26 protein-coding genes are annotated in these 25,072 nt (G+C 72.2%); 13 read left to right on the top strand and 13 right to left on the bottom strand.

The window, feature by feature from the left end; all coding sequences use genetic code 11:
* Positions 1-183: 183 nt before the first annotated feature.
* The gene (locus ACWDGI_RS24550; protein ID WP_450762319.1) at positions 184-1,854 is read left to right on the top strand and encodes a DNA repair helicase XPB; all 1,671 of its coding nucleotides are present in this window, start codon (positions 184-186) and stop codon (positions 1,852-1,854) included.
* Here the strand turns inward: ACWDGI_RS24550 and ACWDGI_RS24545 are convergent.
* Positions 1,785-3,074: a glycosyltransferase 87 family protein gene (locus ACWDGI_RS24545; protein WP_450762317.1), complete on the bottom strand. Its 1,290-nt coding sequence runs from the start codon at positions 3,072-3,074 to the stop codon at positions 1,785-1,787. The genes ACWDGI_RS24550 and ACWDGI_RS24545 overlap by 70 nt on opposite strands.
* A gap of 18 nt (positions 3,075-3,092) precedes the next feature.
* Positions 3,093-3,278 carry a hypothetical protein gene (locus ACWDGI_RS24540; RefSeq protein WP_450762315.1) on the bottom strand — a complete coding sequence of 62 codons (186 nt, stop codon included), beginning with the start codon at positions 3,276-3,278 and terminating at the stop codon, positions 3,093-3,095.
* 353 nt (positions 3,279-3,631) lie between these two features.
* Between ACWDGI_RS24540 and ACWDGI_RS24535 the strand changes: the two genes are divergently transcribed.
* Positions 3,632-5,707 carry a HelD family protein gene (locus ACWDGI_RS24535; protein WP_450762313.1) on the top strand — a complete coding sequence of 692 codons (2,076 nt, stop codon included), beginning with the start codon at positions 3,632-3,634 and terminating at the stop codon, positions 5,705-5,707.
* Positions 5,708-5,771: 64 nt separating this feature from the next.
* Here ACWDGI_RS24535 and ACWDGI_RS24530 read toward each other — a convergent pair whose 3' ends face one another.
* The 4 genes from ACWDGI_RS24530 to ACWDGI_RS24515 form a co-directional block, all read right to left on the bottom strand.
* Positions 5,772-6,839 carry a threonine aldolase family protein gene (locus tag ACWDGI_RS24530; RefSeq protein WP_450762311.1) on the bottom strand — a complete coding sequence of 356 codons (1,068 nt, stop codon included), beginning with the start codon at positions 6,837-6,839 and terminating at the stop codon, positions 5,772-5,774.
* Between the two features lie 17 nt (positions 6,840-6,856).
* Positions 6,857-7,402: a helix-turn-helix domain-containing protein gene (locus tag ACWDGI_RS24525; protein WP_351711382.1), complete on the bottom strand. Its 546-nt coding sequence runs from the start codon at positions 7,400-7,402 to the stop codon at positions 6,857-6,859.
* Between the two features lie 146 nt (positions 7,403-7,548).
* A complete protein-coding gene (locus ACWDGI_RS24520; protein ID WP_450762309.1) occupies positions 7,549-8,241 on the bottom strand; it encodes a copper homeostasis protein CutC in 693 nt (230 codons plus the stop codon).
* Between the two features lie 157 nt (positions 8,242-8,398).
* Entirely contained in the window at positions 8,399-9,073 is a 675-nt protein-coding gene (locus tag ACWDGI_RS24515; protein ID WP_450762307.1) for a maleylpyruvate isomerase family mycothiol-dependent enzyme, read from the bottom strand.
* Between the two features lie 47 nt (positions 9,074-9,120).
* Here ACWDGI_RS24515 and ACWDGI_RS24510 point away from each other — a divergent pair, with 47 nt between their 5' ends.
* Positions 9,121-9,786, top strand: coding sequence for an HD domain-containing protein (locus ACWDGI_RS24510; RefSeq protein ID WP_450762305.1), 666 nt, complete (start codon positions 9,121-9,123; stop codon positions 9,784-9,786).
* A gap of 10 nt (positions 9,787-9,796) precedes the next feature.
* Entirely contained in the window at positions 9,797-10,864 is a 1,068-nt protein-coding gene (locus ACWDGI_RS24505; protein WP_450762303.1) for a GNAT family N-acetyltransferase, read from the top strand.
* 117 nt (positions 10,865-10,981) lie between these two features.
* On the opposite strand, the gene ACWDGI_RS24500 is transcribed toward ACWDGI_RS24505, so the two are convergent.
* Entirely contained in the window at positions 10,982-11,263 is a 282-nt protein-coding gene (locus ACWDGI_RS24500) for a DUF4031 domain-containing protein (RefSeq protein WP_450762301.1), read from the bottom strand.
* 24 nt (positions 11,264-11,287) lie between these two features.
* Positions 11,288-11,671: a hypothetical protein gene (locus tag ACWDGI_RS24495; protein ID WP_360485709.1), complete on the bottom strand. Its 384-nt coding sequence runs from the start codon at positions 11,669-11,671 to the stop codon at positions 11,288-11,290.
* Between the two features lie 55 nt (positions 11,672-11,726).
* On the opposite strand from ACWDGI_RS24495, the gene ACWDGI_RS24490 reads away from it, so the two are divergent.
* The 5 genes from ACWDGI_RS24490 to ACWDGI_RS24470 all read left to right on the top strand — a co-directional run bounded on the left by ACWDGI_RS24490 (position 11,727) and on the right by ACWDGI_RS24470 (position 18,757).
* On the top strand, positions 11,727-12,671 hold the full coding sequence (locus tag ACWDGI_RS24490; RefSeq protein ID WP_450762299.1) for a MurR/RpiR family transcriptional regulator: 945 nt from the start codon (positions 11,727-11,729) through the stop codon (positions 12,669-12,671).
* A gap of 109 nt (positions 12,672-12,780) precedes the next feature.
* Positions 12,781-13,710, top strand: coding sequence for an N-acetylmuramic acid 6-phosphate etherase (gene murQ, locus ACWDGI_RS24485; protein WP_450762297.1), 930 nt, complete (start codon positions 12,781-12,783; stop codon positions 13,708-13,710).
* A gap of 16 nt (positions 13,711-13,726) precedes the next feature.
* On the top strand, positions 13,727-15,373 hold the full coding sequence (locus tag ACWDGI_RS24480) for a PTS transporter subunit EIIC (RefSeq protein WP_450762296.1): 1,647 nt from the start codon (positions 13,727-13,729) through the stop codon (positions 15,371-15,373).
* Positions 15,374-15,546: 173 nt separating this feature from the next.
* Positions 15,547-15,864, top strand: coding sequence for a trypco2 family protein (locus ACWDGI_RS24475; RefSeq protein WP_450762294.1), 318 nt, complete (start codon positions 15,547-15,549; stop codon positions 15,862-15,864).
* A 1-nt stretch (position 15,865) separates the two neighbouring features.
* Positions 15,866-18,757, top strand: coding sequence for a trypsin-like peptidase domain-containing protein (locus ACWDGI_RS24470; protein ID WP_450762292.1), 2,892 nt, complete (start codon positions 15,866-15,868; stop codon positions 18,755-18,757).
* Between the two features lie 6 nt (positions 18,758-18,763).
* Here the strand turns inward: ACWDGI_RS24470 and ACWDGI_RS24465 are convergent, their stop codons facing one another.
* On the bottom strand, positions 18,764-19,156 hold the full coding sequence (locus ACWDGI_RS24465; RefSeq protein WP_450762290.1) for a hypothetical protein: 393 nt from the start codon (positions 19,154-19,156) through the stop codon (positions 18,764-18,766).
* A 113-nt stretch (positions 19,157-19,269) separates the two neighbouring features.
* On the opposite strand from ACWDGI_RS24465, the gene ACWDGI_RS24460 reads away from it, so the two are divergent.
* The gene (locus tag ACWDGI_RS24460) at positions 19,270-20,109 is read left to right on the top strand and encodes a helix-turn-helix domain-containing protein (RefSeq protein WP_450762288.1); all 840 of its coding nucleotides are present in this window, start codon (positions 19,270-19,272) and stop codon (positions 20,107-20,109) included.
* Positions 20,093-20,296: a DUF397 domain-containing protein gene (locus ACWDGI_RS24455; RefSeq protein ID WP_450762286.1), complete on the top strand. Its 204-nt coding sequence runs from the start codon at positions 20,093-20,095 to the stop codon at positions 20,294-20,296. The genes ACWDGI_RS24460 and ACWDGI_RS24455 overlap by 17 nt, the downstream gene beginning before the upstream one ends.
* On the opposite strand, the gene ACWDGI_RS24450 is transcribed toward ACWDGI_RS24455, so the two are convergent.
* From ACWDGI_RS24450 to nthB, 3 genes are read right to left on the bottom strand one after another with little or no spacing between them, the layout of a single operon-like run.
* Complete coding sequence (locus ACWDGI_RS24450) at positions 20,286-20,618, bottom strand: nitrile hydratase accessory protein (protein ID WP_450762284.1); 333 nt, start codon at positions 20,616-20,618, stop codon at positions 20,286-20,288. The two genes, ACWDGI_RS24455 and ACWDGI_RS24450, sit on opposite strands and share 11 nt — an antisense overlap.
* Positions 20,615-21,211 carry a nitrile hydratase subunit alpha gene (gene nthA, locus ACWDGI_RS24445; protein ID WP_450762283.1) on the bottom strand — a complete coding sequence of 199 codons (597 nt, stop codon included), beginning with the start codon at positions 21,209-21,211 and terminating at the stop codon, positions 20,615-20,617. The genes ACWDGI_RS24450 and nthA overlap by 4 nt, the downstream gene beginning before the upstream one ends.
* Positions 21,208-21,879, bottom strand: a complete 672-nt coding sequence (gene nthB, locus ACWDGI_RS24440; RefSeq protein ID WP_450762281.1) for a nitrile hydratase subunit beta — start codon at positions 21,877-21,879, stop codon at positions 21,208-21,210. Before nthB ends, nthA begins: the two co-directional genes overlap by 4 nt.
* 204 nt (positions 21,880-22,083) lie before the next feature.
* On the opposite strand from nthB, the gene ACWDGI_RS24435 reads away from it, so the two are divergent.
* Together ACWDGI_RS24435 and ACWDGI_RS24430 are read left to right on the top strand one after the other, a co-directional pair.
* The gene (locus tag ACWDGI_RS24435) at positions 22,084-22,545 is read left to right on the top strand and encodes a cupin domain-containing protein (protein WP_450762617.1); all 462 of its coding nucleotides are present in this window, start codon (positions 22,084-22,086) and stop codon (positions 22,543-22,545) included.
* 372 nt (positions 22,546-22,917) lie between these two features.
* Positions 22,918-23,496 carry a hypothetical protein gene (locus tag ACWDGI_RS24430; protein WP_450762279.1) on the top strand — a complete coding sequence of 193 codons (579 nt, stop codon included), beginning with the start codon at positions 22,918-22,920 and terminating at the stop codon, positions 23,494-23,496.
* A 16-nt stretch (positions 23,497-23,512) separates the two neighbouring features.
* Here ACWDGI_RS24430 and ACWDGI_RS24425 read toward each other — a convergent pair whose 3' ends face one another.
* Positions 23,513-25,066 carry a carboxylesterase/lipase family protein gene (locus ACWDGI_RS24425; protein WP_450762277.1) on the bottom strand — a complete coding sequence of 518 codons (1,554 nt, stop codon included), beginning with the start codon at positions 25,064-25,066 and terminating at the stop codon, positions 23,513-23,515.
* Positions 25,067-25,072 lie beyond the last annotated feature (6 nt).

Below are 25,072 nucleotides of genomic sequence, written 5' to 3'. Positions count from 1 at the left end.
CCCCTTGGGACATGACACCCGAAACGGGCCCAAGGTTGCATCGGGCCGTCCCTCGTCCTCGGAAGGCACGTTCTGCCGAGCGGCACAGGTGATCGCTCGCCCATGAGGCACACTGGAACTTTGGCCCATGACGATGGCCGCCATGGCGATGGCCGCATGGGCCGAAAGGGAAAGGTGCCGCGCGTGAATGGTCCGCTGATCGTCCAGTCCGACAAGACGCTGCTCCTGGAAGTCGACCACGAGCGGGCCGACGAATGCCGTCGGGCGATCGCGCCCTTCGCCGAGCTGGAGCGGGCGCCGGAGCACATCCACACCTACCGGGTGACCCCGCTGGGCCTGTGGAACGCGCGGGCGGCCGGGCACGACGCCGAGCAGGTCGTGGACGCGCTGGTGGAGTACAGCCGCTACCCCGTGCCGCACGCGCTGCTGGTCGACATCGCCGAGACGATGGACCGCTACGGCCGGCTGACGCTCTCCAAGCACCCGGCGCACGGGCTGGTGCTCACCACCACCGACCGTCCGGTCCTGGAGGAGATCCTGCGCTCCAAGCGGGTCATCCCGCTGGTCGGCGCCCGGATCGACCCCGACACCGTGGCCGTGCACCCCTCCGAGCGCGGGCAGATCAAGCAGACGCTGCTGAAGCTGGGCTGGCCCGCCGAGGACCTCGCCGGGTACGTGGACGGCGAGGCCCACCCGATCGAGCTCGCCGAGGACGGCTGGGCGCTGCGGCCGTACCAGAAGCAGGCCGTGGAGAACTTCTGGCACGGCGGCAGCGGCGTGGTCGTCCTGCCCTGCGGGGCGGGCAAGACGCTGGTCGGTGCCGGGTCCATGGCACAGGCCAAGTCGACGACCCTGATCCTCGTCACCAACACCGTCTCCGCGCGCCAGTGGAAGCACGAGCTGGTGAAGCGGACGAGTCTCACCGAGGACGAGATCGGGGAGTACAGCGGGACGCGGAAGGAGATCCGGCCCGTCACGATCGCCACGTACCAGGTGCTCACGACCAAGCGGAAGGGCGTCTACCCGCACCTCGAACTCTTCGACTCCCGTGACTGGGGCCTGATCGTCTACGACGAGGTCCATCTGCTGCCGGCTCCTGTCTTCAAGTTCACCGCCGATCTGCAGGCGCGCCGGCGGCTGGGGCTGACGGCCACCCTGGTGCGCGAGGACGGCCGGGAATCGGACGTGTTCTCCCTCATCGGGCCCAAGCGCTTCGACGCCCCGTGGAAGGAGATCGAGGCGCAGGGCTATATCGCGCCCGCCGACTGTGTCGAGGTGCGGGTGAACCTCACGGACTCGGAGCGGCTCGCCTACGCCACCGCCGAGACCGAGGAGAAGTACCGCTTCTGTGCGACCACCGCGACCAAGCGGAAGGTCACGGAGGCGATCGTGAAGCGCTTCGCGGGCCAGCAGATCCTTGTCATCGGGCAGTACATCGACCAGCTCGACGAGCTGGGCGAGCACCTGAACGCCCCGGTCATCAAGGGCGAGACCTCCAACGCCCAGCGCGAGAAGCTCTTCGACGCCTTCCGCGAGGGCGAGATCAGCGTGCTGGTGGTGTCGAAGGTCGCCAACTTCTCCATCGACCTGCCGGAGGCGACGGTCGCGATCCAGGTGTCGGGCACCTTCGGCTCCCGCCAGGAGGAGGCCCAGCGCCTCGGCCGGGTGCTCCGCCCCAAGGCCGACGGCCACCAGGCCCACTTCTACTCCGTCGTCGCCCGCGACACGATCGACCAGGACTTCGCCGCCCACCGGCAGCGGTTCCTGGCGGAGCAGGGCTACGCCTACCGCATCGTGGACGCGGACGAGCTCCTCGCCGAGGGCACGGCGGGCACGGACGCAGCGGAGGGCTGAGTCCCCGGCCGGGCGTGGCTGTGCCGTCGCAGGACCACGGCCGCGCCCGCCAGCAGCGCCAGCCCCAGGAGCGGGTAGGGCGCCGCGAACGGCTGCTGCCACCAGGGCAGGTGCAGGTCCCGGTCGCCCTCGTGCGGCAGCAGCCACATCGTGCGGGCCGCGAACACGAGCGCCGCGGTGGCCGCGATGAGCGTGCGGCCCTCCGCCCGCAGCACCGCCAGCAGCGGGACGCACCACACCCAGTGATGGGACCAGCTGATCGGGCTGATCAGCAGTGCCGTGAACGCGGTCAGCAGGATGCCCCAGCGGTCGCCCTGACTCCCTTGGTCACGGTGGGTGCGATCGGCGCGGGCGGTGAGGTCGGCGCGGTGGGCGCGGGTCGCCAGCCACAGGCCCGTCGCCGCGACCACGGCCGCCGGGAGCGCCCAGGTCAGGCCCGGTGCCGCCGTGCCCGTGGCCCTTGCGATCAGGCCCTGGAGCGACTGGTTGTCGACGATCCATGCCTTGCCGACCCGGCCGGTCTCGAACAGGCGCCGCGTCCAGAAGTCCACGGTCGCCGTGGGGAGGAACAGGGCGCCGAGCGCTGCCGTACCGGCGAAGGACGCCGTCGCAACGCCTGCCTCCTTTCTGCGTGCGGTGAGGAACAGGTAGGCGATGAAGATCGCCGGGGTGAGTTTGACGCCCGCCGCGATGCCCAGGGCCAGGCCCTTGGCGCGGGCGCCGGGCGGGCGGGTGAGGTCCCAGAGGACCAGGCAGGCGATCGCCAGGTTGATCTGGCCGAAGAGGAGGGTCTGGAAGACCGGCTCCAGCCAGAGGGCGAGGGCGGTGGCCGTACACAGCACGGGGAGGGGTGCCGTGCGGCCGGCCAGGCGGACGGAGAGGGCGACGAGACAGGCGAGCAGGAGCGCGTTGCCCGCGAGGAACGCCGCCTTCAGGGCCGGGACGGGGATCCAGGCCGCCGGGACGAACAGGACCGCCGCGAAGGGCGGGTAGGTCGCCGGCAGCCGCCACTCGGTGACGGTGAAGCCGTACAGGTCACTGCCGTGGACCACGGCCTCGCCCTCGGCCCGGTAGACCAGCAGATCGGCCATCGGGGCGTGCAGCAGGACGCAGAGGGCGACGAAGGAGGAGAGGGAGACCGCCAGAAGAGAGAGGGCGGAAAGGGAAACGGGGCGGGTGAGGGAGGGCAGGGAAGATGACGTCACCGTCCGGTTCGGCACGGAGGCGACACTATGCCGTCACCTGCGGCGTATGCCTGCTTCCTCGCCGTATTCGCCGAGTATGACGACGCGGAACGCCGCGCCGACGAAGACCTTGACGGCACGCAGGGCGTCGCCCAGACGGTGCTGGGGGTGCGGGACCCCGTCCAGGGCGGTGGCGCCCGGCGGACGGCTGGGGGCTGGATGGATGGTTGCTGCGCTCATGCCTCAATGGTGGAACTTCGGACACGCGTACGGCATCGGTCCACGGGCCCAATTTCCGGCTTCCGCCAGTCCACCCGCCGATGGACCCCACCCCCTACCTCCGCCCCACCTCACGAGGGACGCTCCCCCTAGGGGACGCTCCCGACGCTCCCTCTCCTGGGCGCCCCAGCCCCCCTCGGCACGCCGAGGGAAATCCATTGGCCTCCCCCGCCCCCGCCTCACTACAATCTCCGCTCTTGCCCGCCTCCTTCCCCGGAGTGCCGCCGCCCGGACGGAAACCGGTCGGCTGATCGCCACCCGTGCGCCCCTCACACCTGAGCGCCACCCACTCGCAGGCCTTCGGAGGCACCCCCTTGTCCACGCCCGCCCACGACCCCCTCACGGACCCGCACGCCGAAGCCACCGACCCCCTCTCCCGTGAGCGCGCCCACCTCGCCGGCTCCCGGTCCGCTCTGCGGGCCATGCGGGAGGACGTCGAGTCGCTGGACATCCGCGACGTCACCGCGAACTGGGTCAACGCCGAGGTCCTCGCCCGCCAGATCGACGAGCGCATCAAGGCGCTGGCCGACCTCAGCGACACGCCTCTCTTCTTCGGCCGCCTCGACTACCTGCACGCCCCCGGCGCCGACCAGGCCGAGGGGGCGTACGGCGAGCGCTTCTACATCGGGCGCCGGCACGTCCACGACCACGACGGCGACCCGATGGTCATCGACTGGCGGGCACCGGTCTCGCAGCCGTTCTACCGCGCGTCCAAGAAGGACCCGATGGACGTGGCACTGCGCCGCCGCTTCGGGTACACCCGCGGCGACATCACCGCCTACGAGGACGAGCACCTGTCCGACCCGGCCGAGGCGGCCCGGACCAGCAAGCTGCTCCAGCAGGAGATCGAGCGCCCGCGCGTGGGCCCGATGAGGGACATCGTCGCGACCATCCAGCCCGAGCAGGACGAGATCGTGCGCAGCGGGCTCGGCGGAACCGTGTGCGTGCAGGGAGGGCCGGGGACCGGAAAGACCGCCGTCGGCCTGCACCGGGTCGCCTACCTCCTCTACGCCCACCGGGAGCGCCTCGCCCGCACCGGCACCCTGGTCATCGGCCCGAACCGCTCCTTCCTCCACTACATCGAGCAGGTGCTCCCGGCGCTGGGCGAGCTGACCGTGCAGCAGGCCACGGTGGACGACCTGGTGGCGAACGGCGTCGAGGTGCGCGGCACCGACACCGCGCCCGCCGCGGTCATCAAGGGCGACGCCCGGATGGCGGAGGTGCTGCGCAGGGCCGTGTACGCGCACGTCACGATGCCCGGTGAACCGGTCGTGGTGGTCCGCGGCTCCCGGCGCTGGCGCGTCCCGGCGTACGAACTGGAGGACATCGTCAGGGAGCTGCTGGACCGCGGCATCCGGTACGGCGCGGCGCGCGAGGCCCTGCCGCAGCGCATCGCACACGCCGTGCTGGTCCAGATGGAACGCTCGGGCGAGGCTCCCGACGACCGGGTGCAGGACTCGGTGGCCCGCAACGCGGCGGTGAAGGCGGCCGTCAAACAGGTCTGGCCGCCCGTCGACCCGGCGAAACTCGTGCTGCGCCTGCTCACGGACGCGGACTTCCTCGCCGTGCACGCGGAGGGGATCCTCACCGACGACGAGCAGAAGACGATCGTCTGGGCGAAGGCGGTGCGCGGCGTCAAGGCGGCCAGGTGGTCGGCCGCGGACGCGGTGCTGATCGACGAGACGACGGATCTCGTCCAGCGGACGCATTCCCTCGGCCATGTGGTCCTGGACGAGGCGCAGGACCTGTCGCCCATGCAGTACCGCGCGGTCGGCCGCCGCTGCACCACCGGCTCGGCGACCGTCCTCGGCGACCTGGCGCAGGGCACCACGCCCTGGGCGACCCGGAGCTGGGACGAGGCCCTGTCCCACCTCGGCAAGTCGGACGGCGTGATCGAGGAACTGACGGCCGGTTTCCGCGTCCCGACGGACGTCATCACGTACGCCTCCCGGCTCCTCCCGTACATCGCCCCCGGCCTCACCCCGGTGGCGTCGGTCCGTGAGAACCCCGGCTTCTTCGCGGTGCGTTCGATCGCCGGCACCGCCGAAACCGTGGCGGCCTGCGAGGAGTTGCTGCGCCACGAGGGATCGACGGGCCTGATCGCGGCGGACGCGCGGGTACCGGCGCTCGCGGAGGCCCTGACGGCGGCGGGCATCGGGTATCTCGCCCCCGGCGAGGAGACGACGGCCGAGACCCGTCTCACCCTGGTCCCGGCGTCACTGGCGAAGGGCCTGGAGTACGACTACGTGGTCCTGGACGAGCCGCAGGCGGTCGTCGACGGCGAACCCGACGAACGCACCGGCCTGCGCCGCCTCTACGTCGCCCTCACCCGGGCCGTCTCCGGCCTGATCGTGACGCACACGGCCCCGCTCCCGCCCCAACTGACCTGACGCACCCCCGTCGTGGAGGGCCGGTTCGGGCGCACCGATCCGGTCCTCGACGCCGTCGTGGGGTTCAGGCGCTGTGGCGGTGGACCGCGTCGAGGAGCTGGTCGATGTCCTCGGCGTGGTGGGAGAAGGCGGTGACGAAGCGGACGACGCCCGGCTCCCAGCGGTCGTGGTAGAAGGCGTAACCCTCGGCGAGGAGCCCGTCGGTGACGTGCTGGGGCAGCCGGCAGAAGAGGATGTTGGCCTGCGGGGCGGCCAGGAGGCCGACGCCGGGGACGGCCTTGAGGCCGGCACCGAGGCGGGCGGCCATGGCGTTGGCCCGGCGGGCGTTGTCCAGCCACAGGCCGTCGGTGAGGTAGGCGTCGAGCTGGGCCGTCTGGAAGCGCATCTTGGAGGTGAGCTGACCGGCGCGCTTGGCCCGGAAGGCGAGTTCCGCGGCGAGGGCGGGGTCGAAGGAGACGATGGCGTCGGCGGTCATCGCGCCGTTCTTGGTGGCGCCGAAGGACAGGACGTCGACCCCCGCCTTCCAGGTCATCTCGGCCGGGGTGGCGTCGAGGTGGACCAGGGCGTTGGCGAAGCGGGCGCCGTCCATGTGGACGCGCAGGCCCGCGTCCCCGGCGATCGAGGACAGCCGGCGGATCTCCTCGACGGTGTGGACGCTGCCGCTCTCGGTGGCCTGGCTGATGCTCACCACGGACGGCTGCACGCTGTGGACGTCGCCGGCCCGGCGGCGCACCGCCGTCCGGAGTGCCTCGGGGTCGATCTTGCTGTCGAGGCCGGGGAGTCCGACGAGCCTGGCGCCGCCGGTGAAGAACTCGGGGGCCCCGCACTCGTCGTGGTGGATGTGGCTGTCCTGGTGGGCGAGGACGCTGCCCCACGGCGGGGTGAGGGCGGCCAGGGCGAGGGCGTTGGCGGCGGACCCGGTGGAGACGGGGAAGACGTCGACGTCCCGTTCGAAGATCTCGGCGAGCCTGCCCCGGGCGCGCTCGGTGAAGGGGTCGTTGCCGTAGGGCAGGACCTGGCCCACGGCGGCGTCGGCGACGGCGGCGGCTATGCGCGGGGAGGCTCCGGCCATGTTGTCGCTGATGAAGGACAGGCCGGACGGGGTGGTGGCGGTGGGGGCGGCGGTGGTCATGAGGGGTGTTCCCGTTCTCAGGCGCTGATGGGGGAGGCGAAGACGACGGTGATGTCCACCGCCTCCGCGCCGGTGCGGTAGAAGTGCGGGGCGTCACCGGCGAAGGCGAGCATGTCGCCGGGGCCGAGGTCGTGCGGGGCGTCGACCGGTCCGGCGGTGACGTGTCCGGTGGAGATGATCAGGTGCTCGATCGTGCCGGTGGCGTGCGGGACGCCGGCCAGTTCGGTCTCGGGCCGGATGCGCAGCCGCCAGATCTCCAGGCTGTTGCCGCTGCTGATGCGGCGCAGCAACTCGCGGGTGACCTCGCCGGGTTCAGCCTCCGTGCCCGCCCGGTAGACCGGGCCGGTGTCGGCGTCGCGTGCGAGCAGGTCCGCGATCGGGATACGCAGTGCGATCGCGATGGCGTCCAGGGTGTCGATGGTCGGGTTGCCCCGGCCGGCCTCCAGCTGGGACAGGGTGGCCTTGCTCAGTCCGGCGCGCCGGGCCATCTCCGCCGCGCTCATGCCGCGCTGCTGACGGCGCAGCCGGATCTTCGCGCCGACGGCGGCCGCCGTACTGCTCACCGGCTGTCGCCCGGTCCCGGGCTGCGGGCCCATCAACAGCCCCGGAAGTCGTTTGAGTGAACCATTCGTTCAATATAACAGGCCATGCCGATATGAAAAACCCCGCGTTCATTTAAATGAACGCGGGGAACCTCGCCCGAAGGGACCTACCCTTCGTCCAGCACTCGCCGCCACTCCCGTACGGCCGGCACCGACACCGGTCCTTCCCAGCCGCCGGGCCGGGCCGCGCCGCCGATGTGGAAGGCGTCGATCCCCGCGTCCCGCAGCCCCGGCACATGGTCGAGGCGCAGACCTCCTCCCACCAGGAGCGTCTGCCCGTACCCCGGCTCGCCGCGGCGCCGGGCCTCGGCCAGCAGGGTGGGCAGGCCCTCGTCCACGCCCGTCGCCGCGCCCGCGGTGAGGTAGGTGTCCAGGCCCGGAAGGTCGGCGAGCTGCTTGCGCAGCGCGTCGCGGTCGGCGGCGCGGTCGATGGCCCGGTGGAAGGTCCAGCGGCAGCCCGCCAGTTCGGCCACCACGCGCTCCACGGCCGCCAGGTCCACATCCCCTTCCGCGCCGAGGAACCCGAGCACGAACTGGTCGGCCCCCGCCGCCCGCAGCTCCCCGGCCACCCCGACCAGCCGGTCGACGTCGCCCGCCGCGAACCCGTCCGCCAGCCTCAGCATCACGCGCAGGTCGATGTCGACGGCGGCCCGGATCGCGGTGAAGGTCCGGGGCGGCGGGGTCAGCCCGTCGGCCGCCATGTCGGTGACCAGTTCGAGGCGGTCCGCGCCTCCGGCCTGGGCGGCGACCGCGTCCTCGGCGTCGAGGGCGATCACCTCCAGGACTGCACGCGTGCTCATAGGGCCCCTTCCGTGGTGTTCCCCGTGTACCCCTGACGCAGCCGGCCGATCAGCCGCCGGCCGACCGCAGGAGGTCTAGTCCAATCCAAGAGTACGTGGGGACCGTATACGGCCGCGAGACCGCCCCCGGCCGCTCACCGTGCGGATTCGGCTCCTCTCACCCGTACAGATTCAGCTCCTCGGCCGCCGCCCCGGTCAGCTCGTACGACGCCCCGTCGACCGCCCGCCCCGTGTACAGCCGTACGAGCGTCGCCGAGTCCCCGATGAAACGGGCCGGGGTCCGGGTCCCGCTCGGCACGCCCAGGTGCAGCGGGTCGTCGACGTCGTCCAGGTCGGCCTGCAGCCTCAGCCGCCCCCGGTCCCGGGTGACCCGGGCCAGCAGCGAGAGCGCGTACGGCCGTCCCGCGCCGGTGTAGGCGCCGGGCTCGCCGAGGCAGTCGCGGACGTCACCGGCGTGCACCCACTCCCCGAAGGCGATCCCGTCCCAGGCCCCGTCGGCCCGCCCCGCGATCACCTCCCCGGCCTCGGTCATCCCGCGCTCCAGCTCGTCGAGGACCCGCGCGTTCGTCCAGTCGGCGCGGTCGGCGATGTCCCGGTCGTTCGACTCGGGCGAGAACACCCCCTTCTCGAAGCGGCTCTCCACCACCCGGTCCAGCGCGGCCGAACAGTGGGCGAGCACATCCCGCACCGTCCATCCCGGACACGAGGCGGTCGGCAGCGCGAAGTCCGCGTCCGGCCGGGAGCGCAGGAGCGGGAGCAGCGCGTCACGCTCGACGGCGAGCAGACGTCCGGGGAGGGAAGGGTCACGTACGTCGTCAACAGCAGCAGTCATGCCCTCCACGCTAGGGGCATGTCCGTGGCGCGCGGGAGAATGGGCGCATGGCCGATCTCCAGGAACTGCGCGTCCGCTGGCGGCGCGCCCTCCTCCAGGCGCGGGGCGACGACGCGCGCCTGCCCGACCCCGATCCGTACGCCACCGCCCTGCTGGACCGCTGGCAGGAGCCCCAGCGCCGGTACCACACCGTCGCCCACCTCACGGCGGTCCTCGACCACGTCGACGTACTGACGGAGTACGCGGACGACCCCGATCTGGTGCGGCTCGCCGCCTGGTTCCACGACGCGGTGTATCTGCCGGACCGGTCGGAGAACGAGGAGCGCTCGGCCCGGCTCGCCGAACGCGCCCTGCCCGAGGCCGGGGTCTCCGACGCCGGGACCGCCGAGGTCGCCCGCCTGGTCCGGCTCACCGTCACGCACGACCCGGCCCCCGGCGACCGCAACGGCGAAGTCCTGTGCGACGCCGACCTCGCCATCCTCGCCGCCCCGCCCGCCGCGTACGCCGCCTACACCGCCGAGGTGCGCGAGGAGTACCACTTCGTCCCGAACGACGCCTTCCGCGAGGGCCGTTCCGCGATCCTCCGCCAACTCCTCGACCTGCCGGCCCTCTTCAGGACCCCGCACGGCCGATCGCGGTGGGAGCCGACCGCCCGCTACAACCTCGCAGCCGAGCTGGAAATGCTGTCGACCGCACAGGATCCGGCGTCCTAAGGTGCGGCCCATGCGGGAAATAGGCGGGGATCAGGTGGAAGAGGCCGTCGCGGGCTGTGTCGCGACGCTGCGGCCGGCGGTGCCACGGGACTGGACGGAGGTGAAGGCAGGGCGCCTGGACTGGAACTGCCACGAGACGGCGGTCCACGTCGCCGACGACCTCGTCGCGTACGCCGCCAATCTGGCCGGACGCGCGCAGGACGCGTACGTGCCCTTCGAGCTCAAGCTCGACGACGGCACCGACAACTCCGGCCTGCTGCACGTCATCGAGACGACCGGCGCCCTGCTCGCCGCCACCGTCCGGACCACCCCGCGCGAGGTCCGCGCCTTCCACCCGTACCCCTTCCGCAGCGCGGACCGGGTCGGCTTCGCCGCGATGGGCATCGCCGAAGTGCTGCTCCACACCCACGACATGGCGGCAGGCCTCGGGGTCCCCCACCGGCCGTCCGACGAACTGGCCGAATCCGTCCTGGCGCTGCTCTTCCCGCACGTCCAGCCCGGCCCGACGCCCTGGGAGACCCTGCTGTGGGCCACCGGCCGCGGCGAACTGCCCGGCCGCGCCCCGGTCACCGAGTGGCGCTGGCACAACAACCTGGTCATCCCCGCCGACCGCCTCGACCTCGTCGGCATCCGCCCCGCCGAGGCCCGCGACCTGCGCCTCGGCGGCGACGGAGGCTTCACGTGGATCGAGGGCGGCCCGTACGAGGGATCCCGGGAAGCGGCCGGTTTCATGCTGAAGGCGTACGAAGGGGGCGTGCACCGGCCGGAGTTCGGCGTCTTCGCCCTGGTCCGCCGGGAGGACGGCCGCGCGGTGGGCGGCATGGGCTTCCACTCCGCGCCGGACGAGGAGGGCCGGGTGGAGATCGGCTACGACCTGACCGAGTCCGCCCGCGGCCACGGCTACGCCACGGAAGCGCTGCGCGCCCTGGCCGACTGGGCCCTGTCCCGCGCCGACGTGAGCTCCCTGTTCGCCACGATCGAGCCCGCCAACGTCCCCTCCCAGGCCGTCGTCACCCGCGCGGGCTTCACCAAGGTGAGCGAGGACGCGGAGGGGCTCGCCTTCGAACTGCGGGGATAACCCGCACGACGGAAACCCGGTAGCCGCATCACCGACCGCAAAGGCCCCCGTACAACCGGAGTTGCCTCTCCGACAGAGCGACCCAGAGGGGCATCGCCCACGAAGCCGAGAGCTGGTTCAGCCCTGGGCCGACGGAGTCGACCGCCCCTTCCGTCGTCGCAACCCCGCCCGGGTGAGCAGCCGTACCACCTCGCGGCTGCTGACCCGCACCGCGCCCGCCCGTACCGCGTCCGCGTAGCGGTCGGACGGGAGGTCGTAGTGGTCGCGTTCGAAGCCGCGCCGGGGTACGCCCAACGCCTCGGCGAAGACGTGCAGTTCGGCGTAGGAGACGTCGCTGACCAGGTGGGACCACATGCGGCCGTGGCCCGGCCAGGTCGGTGGGTCGATGTACACCGTCATGGGAGCACCTTCATGAGAGCACCGTCACGAGGACGCCATCCCGCCCGTCGCCCGGCCCAGGGAGCCGACGGAGGCGACCTTCACGCCCGCCTTGTGGCACACCCAGTGCGGGTCCGGGCCGAGCTCCGGTTCGACGTCCAGGGCGTGCGGGTCGCCGGTGCCGCACACCGGGCACAGCGGCCAGCGGCCGTACCGCTCGAGCAGCGCGTCCTGTACGTCCTGGGCGACCAGGCCCGCCACGTACCCGGCCCCGTCCGGCCACTGCTCGACCCACCAGCGCCGCTGTACGACGGAGTCCTCGACCAGTGAGACGACGTCCGCCTCGGCGACCTCGCCCGCGACCAGGTCGGCGAGCACCAGGGCGCGGGCTGCGTGCAGCGCCTGTTCCAGGGGGCTTACGGGGTCCATGGTCCTATTGTGCGCGGTCTTGACCGGGCGCCCGAAACGAAAATATCTTTCAGGGGTGACCGAGAACGTGAAGGAAATTTTCGGCAACCGTCCGGGCGGGACCCCGGCCCCGGGGAGCGCGCCGCCTGCTCCGGCCGCCCTCGCGGCCAAGGTGCGCACCCTCGCCCCCTCCATGACCCGCTCCATGCAGCGGGTCGCCGAAGCCGTCGCGGGCGACCCCGCCGGCTGCGCGGCCCTCACGGTCACCGGACTCGCGGAGCGCACCGGCACCAGCGAGGCGACCGTCGTGCGCACCGCCCGGCTGCTCGGTTACCCCGGCTACCGCGATCTGCGGCTCGCCCTCGCCGGGCTCGCCGCGCACCAGCAGTCGGGGCGGGCGCCCGCGATCACCACCGACATAGCCGTCGACGACCCGATCGCCGACGTCGTCGCGAAACTCGCCTACGACGAGCAGCAGACCCTCGCGGACACGGCCGCCGGCCTGGACACCGTGCAGCTGGGGGCCGCGGTGAGCGCGCTCGCCGGGGCACGGCGGATCGACGTCTACGGCATCGGGGCGTCCGGGCTGGTCGCCCAGGACCTCACGCAGAAGCTGCTGCGGATAGGGCTGATAGCGCACGCGCACAGCGATCCGCATCTGGCGGTCACCAACGCGGTGCAGTTGCGGGCGGGTGACGTGGCCATCGCCATCACGCACTCCGGGGCCACCGGGGATGTCATAGAGCCGTTGCGGGTCGCCTTCGAGCGGGGGGCCACGACCGTTGCCGTCACCGGGCGGCCGGATTCCTCGGTGACGCAGTACGCCGACCATGTGCTGACGACCTCGACCGCGCGGGAGAGTGAGCTGCGGCCGGCCGCGATGTCCTCGCGGACCAGTCAGTTGCTGGTGGTGGACTGCCTGTTCGTGGGTGTTGCGCAGCGGACGTACGAGGCGGCGGCTCCGGCGTTGGCGGCGTCTTACGAGGCGTTGGCCCATCGGCACCGGAACATTCCTCGATAGACCGTAGTGCTTGATCGTCGTGGGCATGTGCGGGCCGGATGTGGCTGGTCGCGCAGCTCCCCGCGCCCCTGCTGGGTGCACTCGACCGAGTCAGAAAGAACCGTTCTCCATGACCACCGAACACCGCGCCCTCCGCTCGCAGCTGGAGGCGCTCACCACCGAGGCGTTTCGGCCGGAGCTCGCCGAGATCGACACGTTGCCCACCCTCGACATCGCACGGCTCATGAACGGCGAGGACGCCGGGGTCGCCGCCGCTGTGGCGCTGCGGCTGCCCCAGATCGCCGCCGCCATCGACGCGATCTCGGCCCGTATGGCCGAAGGCGGGCGGCTCGTCTACGCCGGTGCCGGTACCGCCGGGCGGCTGGGGGTGCTCGACGCCTCCGAGTGCCCGCCCACCTTCAACACCGCTCCCGGTCAGGTCGTCGGTGTCATCGCGGGCGGCCCCGAGGCCATGGTCACGTCCGTGGAAGGCGCCGAGGACTCCGCCGAACTGGCCCGGAAGGACCTCGACGCCCTCGGGGTCGACGCCCTCGACTCGGTCGTCGGTGTCTCCGCCTCCGGCCGCACCCCCTACGCCGTCGGCGCCGTCGAGCACGCCCGGGCCCGCGGCGCCCTGACCGTCGGCCTCTCCTGCAACGCGGGCAGCGCGCTGGCGGCCGCCGCCGAGCACGGCGTCGAGGTGGTCGTCGGCCCCGAGCTGCTCACCGGCTCCACCCGTCTGAAGGCCGGCACCGCCCAGAAACTCGTCCTCAACATGCTGTCGACGATCACGATGATCCGGCTCGGCAAGACCTACGGGAACCTGATGGTCGACGTCCGGGCCTCGAACGAGAAGCTGCGCGCCCGGTCCAGACGGATCGTGGCCCTCGCGACCGGCGCCGGGGACGAGGAGATCGAGCAGGCCCTCACCGCGACCGACGGCGAGGTGAAGAACGCCATCCTGGTGGTCCTGGCCGGTGTCGACGGGCCCACCGCCACCCGCCTTCTGGAGGAGTCCGGCGGCCGTCTGCGCGCCGCGCTCGCCACGGCGGCCGGCTGACCCGCACGCTCGGGGTGTGCAGAGATCGCCGTACGACACCGCCGCCGCACTGCTGCCCCTCGTCGGCGGCCCCGCGAACGTCAGCTCCGTCGCCCACTGCATGACCCGTCTGCGACTGGGGCTGAACGATCCCTCGCTCGTGGCGGGAGAGGCGGTGCGGGCGGTGCCCGGGGTGCTGGGAGTGGTGGCCGCCGGGGACGGCCTCCAGGTGGTGCTGGGGCCGGGAGCGGTGGTGACGGTGACCGCCGAGTTCCAGCGACTGCTGACGGCGGAGAAGCCGGCGACGGCCGACCAGACCGCCACCCAGGGTCCGGAGCAGCTCGCCGCCCGGGGAGCCGAGCAGGCCGCCGCCCACGGAGCCGAGCAGCTCGCCACCCAAGGTGCGGAGCCGCTCGCCGCCCAAGGTGCGGAGCCGCTCGCCGCCCAAGGTGCGGAGCCGCTCGCCGCCCAAGGAGCGGAGCGGCTCGCCGGTCGGGGAGCCGAACGGCCCGGGGCCGGACGCTCCGCCCCCCACGGGGCCGAACAGCTCGCCGCCCGGGGAGCCGAGTTGCGCGCCGCCCGCGCCCGGCGCAACGCGACCCCGCTCAAGACCGCCCTGCGCCGCATCGCCGACGTCTTCGTTCCTCTCATCCCCGCCCTGATCGGCTGCGGGGTGCTGGCCGGCCTCAACGGGCTCCTCGTCAACGCCGGCCTGCTGCCCTGGCTCACCCCCGCCCTCGCCGCCATCGCCTCCGGCTTCATGGCTCTGATCAGCGTCTTCGTCGGCTACAACACGGCGAAGGTGTTCGGCGGGACGCCCGTGCTCGGCGGCGCGGTCGCGGCGATCGTCGTCTATCCGGGCGTCGCGAAGGTGACCGCCTTCGGGGTGGCGCTCGCGCCGGGGCAGGGCGGGGTGCTGGGCGCGCTGGCCGCCGCCCTGCTCGCCGCCCACGTCGAACGCTGGTGCCGGGGCCGCGTCCCCGACGCCCTCGACGTCCTCCTCACTCCCACCGTCACCGTCCTCGTCGCCGGGCTGGCCACCCTGTACGGCCTGATGTACGCCGCCGGGGTCGTCTCCTCCGCCATCGGCACCGCCGCCGACTGGCTCCTCGCCACCACCGGCCCCTTCGCCGGCCTGGTCCTCGGCGGCCTCTTCCTCCCCCTCGTGATGCTGGGCCTCCACCAGGCCCTGATCCCCATCCACACCACCCTCATCCAGCAGCAGGGTTACACCGTGCTGCTTCCGCTGCTGGCCATGGCCGGTGCCGGCCAGGTGGGCGCCGCCCTCGCCGTCTACGTCCGCCTCCGCCACGACACCTCACTGCGTACGACCATCAGGTCCGCCCTCCCGGCCGGCCTGCTCGGTGTCGGCGAACCCCTGATCTACGGCGTCTCCCTGCCCCTCGGACGGCCCTTCCTCACCGCCTGTGCGGGCGGCGCGGCGGGCGGGGCGTTCGTCGGCTTCTTCGCCGTGCTCGGTGACCGCGTCGGGGCCACCGCCATCGGCCCCTCGGGCTGGGCCCTGTTCCCCCTGCTGACCGGGAACAGGGGCCCGGCCCTGGCGGCGGCGGTCTACGCGGGTGGCCTGCTGACCGGCTACGCCGTCGGCTTCCTGGCCACCTACCTGAGTTTCAGCGCCGACGGCTCGCGGGCCGGTGGCCCGACACCTGCGCGATCCACGTGATGAAGTCCCCGGGGTCGTCGTCGGCGCCGTGCCAGTAGTACGTGATGTCCACGTCGTCGCCGAGGTTCCTGGTCGGGAGAGAGCCGCGTCACGGAAGTTGGCCAGTTTCAGCGGTGCCTGACAGGGTGAGGGCACACTTCCGGGTACGAGGCGTGCATTCAGGGGGAGTTGCCATGGCGACGATCGGGTTGGCCGCAGCCATCGAGGAGTTGCGGCAGGAGTTGTACGAGGCCCAGGACCGAGGCACGCACGAACAGTTCGCCTTCGAGATCCAGGAAGCCCAGCTGGAGTTGCTGCTGGAACTGCGCGACGACGTCAAGGGCGAGGGCAAACTCCAGTTCGGGGTGGCCACGGCGGGCGCGGGCGCCGGACACTCGTCGGCCCGGTCGCACAAGCTGACGCTGAAGCTCCGGGTCAGGGACCGGGCGACGGGCGGCGGCAGCCCCGAGATCAGCGGGTCGCGGTCCGGCTCCTGGGACGACGAGGACTGAGGTGGACCGCCGACGTCTCACCCTGGTCAGGGGCGGAGCGGACACCGGGTTCCGCCGCATCGGCAGCGGGTACCTGATCGCACCGCGCCTGGTACTGACCGCCCGGCACGTCGTCGAGGAGCACCCGGGAGCCGCCTGGCCACGCGTCGACGTACGCGTGGGGCACCCCCAGGACGACACCCGGCGCTGCGCGGCACAGGTCTGCTGGACCCACCCCGACGGCCGCGATGTCGCCCTGCTCCTGCTCGACGAGTCCGTCGAGGCACCGGGCACGGTCCGCTGGGGCCGCCCGGTCGGCAACGGCCCCCTCCCCTACGAGGCGCTCGGCTTCCCGGCGGCGACGACGAGCAACGGACAGTTCGGCGTCGAGCACCTGCGGGGAGAGCTGCCCGTGCTGGGCGGGGGCAGCGGCGACCAGGACCGGTACGTCCTCGACCAGGGCCCCGCGCCGGAAGCGGATTCCAGGAGTGGCGGCAGGGCTTGGTCCGGCGCCTCCGGCAGCGCGGTCTTCTGCCGGGACCATCTCGTCGGGGTCGTCATCCACGACGACGAGGCGTTCCGGAACCGCCGGCTGCACGCGTGTCCGGCCCGCTCGTTCGTGGACGACCCCGGCTTCGCCGACGTACTGGAACGCCACGGCGACGGCCGTCCCCGGCTGCGCCAGGTCGGCACGGATCTGGAGCGCTATCTGACCGCCGCCCGGCTCGCCGCCACCGAGCACCCGTACCCCGGGGTCGTACCCGGCACCATGCCACCGCTGTCCCACGTCTACGTGCGCCAGCAGGTCGTGAGCCGGAACTCGCCCGCCGAGGAGAGAACCGGGAACGCCGCGCTCATGGCGAGCGGCCTGCTCCCCGCAGCCCCGCCACGGCCCGCCGACGAGGTCCTGACCGGTGACGGGGTCTGTCTGGTCGTCGGCGGACCGGGCGGCGGCAAGTCCAGCCTGCTGCGCACCCGCCTCACCCACGGTGCCACCCAATGGCTCGACGGCAACGCCGACCCGGGCCCCGCGCCGGTCCTGGTGCCCGCCGCCGCCCTGGTCGGCACCCCCCTCAGCAGAGCCCTCGCCGGCACCGTCAACGCCCAGCTCCACCGGTACGGCCTCACGTCCCCCCTCCCCGACACCTTCTTCGAAGACCGTCCGGCCCCTGGGCACGGCTGGCTGGTGCTGGTCGACGGCCTCGACGAGATCACGAGCGTCTCCGGCCGGGAGGACGTCCTCAGGACGGTGGCCCACGCCGGCGACCAGTACACGTTCGTCGTGGCCACCCGCCCCGTGCGCGAAGCCGAACAAGGCATCCTCGGCCCGCAGGTCCCGTGCTACGCACTGGAGCCGTTCCGCGCCGACGAACTGGAACGCGTCGCGAGCGGCTGGTTCCGCGCCTTGGACGTCACCGAACCCGAGCAGACCGCACAGCAGTTCCTCGGCACACTGCACGCGATGGGGCTGATCGATCTCGCCCGGGTCCCGCTCATGATGTCCATGCTCTGCCAGCTCCGCGCCAAAGCCCCGACAGAGCCACCCCCTCGCGGGCGTGGCGACCTCTACCGCAGGTTCATGGACCTGCTGCACGAGCGCCAGTACGCCGCCGGCGCCGTGGAACAGGCCCGGGCCGCCCTGCGGCAGTACGGCTCCGACGCCGAGGCCGGGGCGGAACGGACCGTCCAGAACCTCCGGCCGATCCTCGCCCACCTGGCCCACCGGCTGCTCTTCACCGACGAAGACGAGGGCCGGGCCGTCCTCGACGCCGTACAGGATCACGAGTGCGCCGAACGGCCGACGGCGGTGCCGGAAAGACGCTGGCGGGAGTTCCTGGAATCGGTCCTGTCCGGCACCGGCCTGCTGATCCGGCGCTCGGACGACCTGGTCTTCACCCACCAGACCTTCCTGGAGTACTTCGCCGCTCGCCATGTCGCCGACGAGGAGGAGAGACTCCGGGTCGTCTTCCGGGAGACGTTCCTGCGTTCGGCCCGGCCACCGCGGCGGCTCGGCAAGCGCTGGACACCGCCCCAGTACGACCCGTTCGGCGGCTTCCTCCTCGACATCACGCCCAACGACCACCCGCTCAAGACCGAGTTCCTGACCTGGATGACCTCGAGGCGTGCGGGCGCCGAGGGCCCCCAGTTCCTGATCAAGCAGGCGCAGTCGGGAACCTGGCTGCCCGAGGACGTGGTCAAGGACTGCGTGAGTCTGCTCAACCAGTTCGCCCGTGATCGGTCACTCGAAGCATTCGCTCGCTTGCGGGTGGCCGCGGCACTGAGCACCGCCGACAAGGCGGCCGGCACGGAAGCCCTCCGGGAAATCGCGGCAGACCCCACCGCATGGGCTTATGCCCGAGCACTCGCGGCAAGCGCGTTCGCCGAACTTGATCCGGCGGAACGGCCTGCCCGATTCCTCGGCGACCTCGCCCCGGACACGACAGGGGGCGCCAAGTCGTCGCACCAGATGAAAGCGGCGCTGGCCCTGACCGAAACCGATCCGGCAACCGCCGTCCGACGACTGCACGCCCTCGCTCGCGATGCCGATGCGTTGTCCTCACACCGGATGCAGGCCGTGGTGGTGCTGAACACGCTGGACAAGCCCGGACGGGCGGAACTCCTGCGCACCCTCGCCGCCGACACCACCTTGGGCATCGGCCAACGCATCACGGTGGCGTGGCTTCTGCACGACGCCGACCACGACACAGCCACCGCACTGCACGCGAAGATCGCCTTGGACCCCGCGACGAAGGCCGCCCACCGCCTGGAGGCCGCAAAGTGGCTCTCAGGGATCGACCCGCAGCGAGCGCAGACAGTCCTCAACGAACTCATCGACGACACCACCCTCGGACGCAGACGCCGTCGGCAGGTCGCCGAGTTGCTCATCATGACGCGCCATAAGAACGCGGACTGACCGCCCTCAACAGGGCATCCGCCGAGCCCTGTTGGCCCACCGCACCTGCTCCCGCAGCACCTCGTCCGGCGGCGTGAGCTCCAGCGACTCCGCCGGACAGTCCCACTCCCGCCCGCCGGCCACGGGCCGCAGCTGCACCCTGCCGCCGACGTGCCCCATCACCTCGCCGATCCGCCCGTCCCGTACGTCCGTCACCCACGTCCCGACGGGCGGCCGTTCGCCGCGCACCACCGAGGCCAGCCGCTCCGCCACCCGGACGTTGCAACGCCCCAGCTCGACCAGGGCGAAGGGCTCGTCACTCGCACCAGTCACCGGATCGACGCACAACGACGGCAGCACGACCCCGGCGCCCTTCAGGGCCATCCGCAACGACTCCACGACTTCTTCGGTCGGCCGCACCTTTCCCACCTCCACGCTGAGTTGACCATTCGCAACACAGCGTGTCGGCCACGGCTCTAACCTGGCTAGATACGACATCCCAACAACCTCGTCCGTGGAACAGGGAGTTGCCCATGGCGGCACCGAAGGACCTGGACCCGTCGTCGTCACCGCGAGCACTCCTGGGGGCCGAGTTACGGCACGCGCGCGAGAAGGCCGGCCTCAGCCAGACGGAACTGGGGCAACGGCTGTTCGTGAGCGGGTCGTTCATCGGGCAGTTGGAGGCGGGGACGCGGCGGATGCTGCCCGATATCGCGCGGATGCTGGATGAAGTCCTGGGGACTGGGGGCTTCTTCACACGCAACTGCAAGGCAGCGGCCAAGTCGAGGTACGAGGAGCACTTCGCCGACGCAGCGGAGTCCGAGGCTCAAGCCACGGCGATCAGGGAGTACTCGCCGCTGCTGATCCCCGGGCTGCTGCAAACTCGTGCCTATGCCTGGGCGGTGAACCGCGCGTACGACCCGACCGCTCCGGAGGGGACCGTCGAGGAGTGGACGGAAGGCCGCATGGAGCGCACCGGCCTTCTCGATCACCCAACAAAGCCAGTGTTGTGGGTCGTTCTTGACGAGGCGGCGCTGCTTCGGGAAACCGGTGGCCGAGCGGTGATGGCGGAGGCCCTGCGTCACATCGCGGCCCTGACCCGCCGGGGCCGGGCCATCGTGCAGGTGCTGCCCTTGAGCGCCGGAGCGCACACGGCGATGCGGGGTGCTCTGAAACTGATGGAGTTCGAGGACGCCCCTCAGCTGGCCTACTTCGAGGGCGTTCACACGGGGCGGCTGGAAGACGACCCGGCCACCGTCGCCCAACTCAGGTTCGCCTTCGATCTCCTCGTGGCCTCTGCTCTGTCACAAGAGAACTCCCTGGCCCTTATGGAGGCGTTGGCGCAGGATTACGCCCATGAGGAACATCCTTGAGTACGACCAGAGCACGGCCGTATGGATCAGGTCCAGCTACAGCCAAGGCGGCGGTAACTGCCTGGAAGCAGCCGCCGGCCTCCCCACCCTCATCCCCGTCCGAGACTCCAAAACCGCCCCTCACGGCCCAACACTCGCGTTCCGGCCGGAGGCCTGGTCCGCCTTCGTGGACGGCGTCAAGAAGTGACCTCGTGATCGTGGCCCGGAGGGCGCCGCGCCAGGGCCTGGGCGCGTGCGGCGATCTCGGCCCTCGACACCGCGTCCACGCCGACCAGCACGTCTTCCAGCGCGGCCAGCCACAACCGGTAGTAGCGGTACGGCTCGTCGCGCGGCGCCGCCGCGATCCGGGCGATCAGCGCGGCCCGGAACTGCGGCCAGCTGAACGCGCCCGCCTCGTACAGGCTGACCGCCATGCCGAACGCACGGCTCTCCCAGGGCTCGGCGAAGACCAGTTCGCCGTTGGAGCGCGGTGGCGCGGCCGGGCCCTCGACCTCCAGCGGCGCGGTCACGGTGCCGCCACCTTGGCCACGCCGACCATCGCGTCCCGGGACACCAGGGGCACGAGTTCCTCCTCGGAGAGGTGTTCGGTGCCCGCCGGGCGTTCGGGCAGGACCAGCCAGCGGACCTCGCTGGTGGAGTCGTGGACGGTGATCTGCACGTCGTCGTCCAGGTCGAGGCCCATCTCGGCGAGCACCCGGCGCGGTTCCTTCACCACGCGGGCGCGGTAGGCGGGGTCCTTGTACCAGCCGGGCGGCAGGCCGAGCACCGGCCACGGGTAGCACGAGCAGAGCGTGCAGACGACGACGTGATGGGTGGTCGGGGTGTTCTCCACGACGACGATGTGCTCGCCCTGCGGCCCCGAGAAGCCGAGTTCCCGGATGGCCTCGGTGCCGTCGTCGAGGAGCCGGCGCCGGTACTCCGGGTCGGTCCAGGCCTTGGCGACGACCTTCGCGCCGTTGAGCGGGCCGACGTTGGTCTCGTACTCGGTGATGATCCCGTTCATCACCTTCGGGTCGATCAGGCCCCGCTCGGTGAGCAGTTGTTCCAGCGCCTCGGTGCGCAGGGCCGGGGGCAGGCGCTCCTCTGGTCCGGCGGTGGTCATGCGGCAGCCTCCAGATAGCTCTCGTACATCTCCACGGTGATCGCGAAGGGTTCGGCGTCGGCGCCCCACAGTTCTCGGGAGTCGAACCGCACCGAGTAGACGTACTGCGGGTTCTCGCCCCGGAAGTGGGCGTTGGTGTCCGGGAGCACGGAGGCGGGCCGCACGGCCTGGACGACGCCGGTGCGGCCGCGGGCGTAGCGCGGCAGCCGGGTGTGCCCGGGGACGGGTGTGGCCCGGGCCCGGACGCGGTCGCCCGCGGCGAAGGCGGGCGCGGTGTCCAGGGAGCGCAGGGAGCCGGGGGCGGTCGGGGCGTAGTCGGGCCGGGCGGGCTCGGGGACCGGCGGCTCGGGCACGTGTTCGCCGCGCAGGTTGCGGGCGCGGGCGTCGATGGCGCCGGGCGCCAGGATCGAGCTGTCGGCGAGCATCAGCTCCCCGCCGTTGAGCCAGCGGCCGTAGTAGCCGTCGTCGAAGTAGGCGGCCCGGTCCAGGCGCTCCAGGGCGTGCCGGAAGGCGTCCGTGTTGACGCCGCCGGACGCGACACGGCCGGAGAGGATCGCGAGGGCGAAGGCCCGACGCTGCCAGGGCTCCGCGAAGACCGGTTCGTCAGGGGGCGGGGGGTGCACGGGGCCCCATCCCGGCGTGCCGCCCAGATCAGCAAGACCGTCCATGACAGAGCTCCCCATATGCTCGCATAACGGACCACGCATCTGAATCGTATGCGAAGGGCCGGTCGGAGGCCCTGCCGGTGATGTTGCCGGTGGTACTGCTGGTCCCACCTCCGCGTCTGGCGGCGCCCGGTTCCGGAAGAGGATCATCGGCGCGGGATGGTCACCCCCACCGGTCACCCACACCGAACGGACCTCGCCGTGAGCATGATGTACCTCGCCCAGCCCGACCAGCAGCAGAAGCTCGAATGGCTCGACGGCGGGCAGTTCGCCGTCCTCCTGGACAGCGCGGCCACCGACGGACAGCTGACCGTGGGTCGGTTCAGCGTCACCAAGGGGGAGGCGCCGCCGTACCACGTGCACACCCGCGAGGACGAGATCTTCATGCTGATCAAGGGCACCGCGCTGGTGTGGTCGGACGACCAGGAGCTGGAGCTTTCGGAGGGCGGAATCGTCTACCTGCCCAAGAACGTCCCGCACGGCTACCGGATCACCTCCGACACCGCCGACCTGCTGATGATCTGCACTCCGGGCGGCATCGAGGGCATGTTCCGGCACGCGGGGCGCGACCTGTCGACCGCCCGGCCGGAGGGGTTCGAGATATCCAAGGACCTGATGGCCGAGGCCGCCGACCTGTACGGCCAGATCATCGTCGGCCCGCCGCGCTGAGCGCCGGCACCTCCACCTCCACCTCCGCCCCCCTACGAAAGGCACAACCATGTCCGGGCAGCAACACCGCGACCTCGACGAGATGCTCCGGCACGCCCCGCTCGACGTCGGAGGCGACGTGGCGGAAGCAGTGCGGTCTTCCACACGATGATGACCTCGATACCGCTGCCTCCCGAGGTCACGACCACGCCCGGCCGGCTCGGCGGCGTCCCCGTCGTCACGGTCGAGACGCCCGGCGGGGATCCGTGCAGCCACAACGGGCCCCTGTCACCTCCCGAGGTCCGCTCCCGCGTCGCCGGGATCCGTGGCGGTCGCAGCGCCTGACGTCACGTTCTGGCGGCGTTGTCAGCGCCGTGTGCCACGCTGGAACGTATGAACCACTCCCAGCTCACCTCCCTGGGTCGTGCCCTTCGTCTGCTCGGCGAGCACGGGGAGGCGCTGACCGCCAGTACGCCCGACGCCAGGCTGCACGAGGTCAAGGACGACCTCCGGCGCGCTCTCGACCTGCTGGAGGAGAGCGTCAGCGCGGCCGCGCCCACCACCCGGTGCGCCGAGCATCCGCAGGGGCCCGTGGACGAGAGCGCCCCGGATCTGTGTCTGCTCTGCGAGACGCGGCGGCGGGCCGCCCGGCGGTCGGAGTACGCGGGCGGGCCCCGTCCGGTGCAGGGCGAGACGGCCGCGGAACCCTCGATGTCCCGGTACGGGGTGCGCGCCGACCGGCCGCAGGCCCAGCAGCGGTGGCTGCCGGAGGCGTGGAACGGCCGGGAGTGGGAGCTGTGCGGCACCCCCCGCCGCGACCGGCGCGAGGCCGAGCTGTACCTCAATGCCCAGCGCCGCGGGTCCCGGCCGGCCATGGCCTACCGGCTCGTCCACGAGTTCACCGACTACGAGGTGCTCCGGGTCTGGGGCACCCCGGTCCACATGGACATCGAACCCCTCGGCAACCTCTGAGCCCCGCTCCCGCCGGTCAGCCGAGCAACGGCGAGGGGGTGAACTCGTGGCCCTCCCAGAGCTTTCGGCTCTGCTCCTCCGGGTACGGCGTCACCGTCGGTGTCGTGTCCAGTACCTGGGTGAGGCGGTTCTGGAGGTCGAACTCCGGCCAGCCCGGGTCTCCCGTCCTCGCGAACGCCGTCCACGCCGTGCGGAAGCGGGCGGAGAGGGCCTCGGCCTCGGGGGTGACGCCCGTGCCCGCGAAGAGGAGGTTGGCGAGGTCCGCCTCGAACGTGCCGAACAGCAGCGGGATGTCCAGGCCGTGGCAGGCGCCCAGCAGCCCGCCGTTGCCCGGGGCGCCCCAGGTCAGTTCGTACAGGTGGGCCCGGCCGCCGGCCGCGGTCTGCGCCTCCGCCAGGCGCAGTGACGGTATGCCGAAGAGCCAGTCGGTCTGCACCCGTTCGTACAGCTCGTCCGGCGACGCCTCGGGGAAGGCCTCGCGGTAGGCCTGCACCCCCGCCTCTCCGCCCGGTGCGAACAGACGCAGGGCGCCGGTCGCCTGCTCCTCGGTGATCTTGCCGTACATCCCGCCCATGACCAGGAAGAGGCGGTACTCGTCGCGGTTGTGGCCCACCAGGAGGTCCACGTCCCGGGCGGAGCCGGAGGCCAGCGCCTGCCAGGGGGTGGTGGGCAGCACCTCGCCGTCGACCACCGGGGAGAACGGTGTCATCGTCGGCGCGATCTGACCCCAACGGCCCATGTACTGCGGCATCTTGACGCCCAGCGACTGCCCCGCTTCCGGCAGCCGGCGCGGGTCGGTCGTCGCCAGGTCGGCCAGCGTGGGGCGCAGGCCGGCCTCCGCCGCGAGAGCCTGGGCGATGTCCCCGGCCAGTTCGGTGGAGAGGAACGTGCCCGGCACACTCTGGGCGATCGCCCGCCGGAACAGGCCCCGCGCGCCGGGCATCGCCAGCAGCGCGGCCACCGACCCGCCGCCCGCCGACTCCCCGAAGACCGTGACCTGGTCGGGGTCGCCGCCGAAGGCCGTGATGTTCTCCCGCACCCACTCCAGCGCCGCCACCTGGTCCAGCAGGCCGCGGTTGGCGGGCGCCCCCTCGATCTGGGCGAAACCCTCCATGCCGACGCGGTAGTTGAGGGAGACCACGACCAGGTCGCCGTCGCGTGCCAGGTGCTGGGCGTCGTAGCCGGGGCTGCCGGAGTGGCCCAGCTTGTAGGCGCCGCCGTAGATCCACACCATCACCGGGCGGCGGACGGCCGGATCCGGGTCCGGTGTCCAGACGTTCACCGTCAGCCAGTCGTCGCCCTCGGGTGCCTCCAGGACGCCGGTGCGCCCCTGGATGCCCAGATCCTGCGGGGGCGGCGGCCCGAAGGCGTACGCCTCGCGCGTCCCCTCCCAGGCGCGTGCCCGGCGGGGCGCCGCGAACCTCGCCTCCCCCACCGGGGGTTCGGCGAACGGTATGCCCCGGAAGACCGCCAGCCCGTCCTCCCGCAACCCGCGCAAGGCGCCCGCCGCCGTGCGTACGACCGGTCCCTCGGCGGCGTGGGGCGGCTCAGGAGACTGACTTGTCGTCATGCTCGC

It is taken from the genome of Streptomyces sp. NPDC001220 (genome assembly GCF_053597895.1).
Note: the sequence above shows the minus strand (reverse complement) of the source record. Positions and strands in the feature narration are given on the sequence as shown.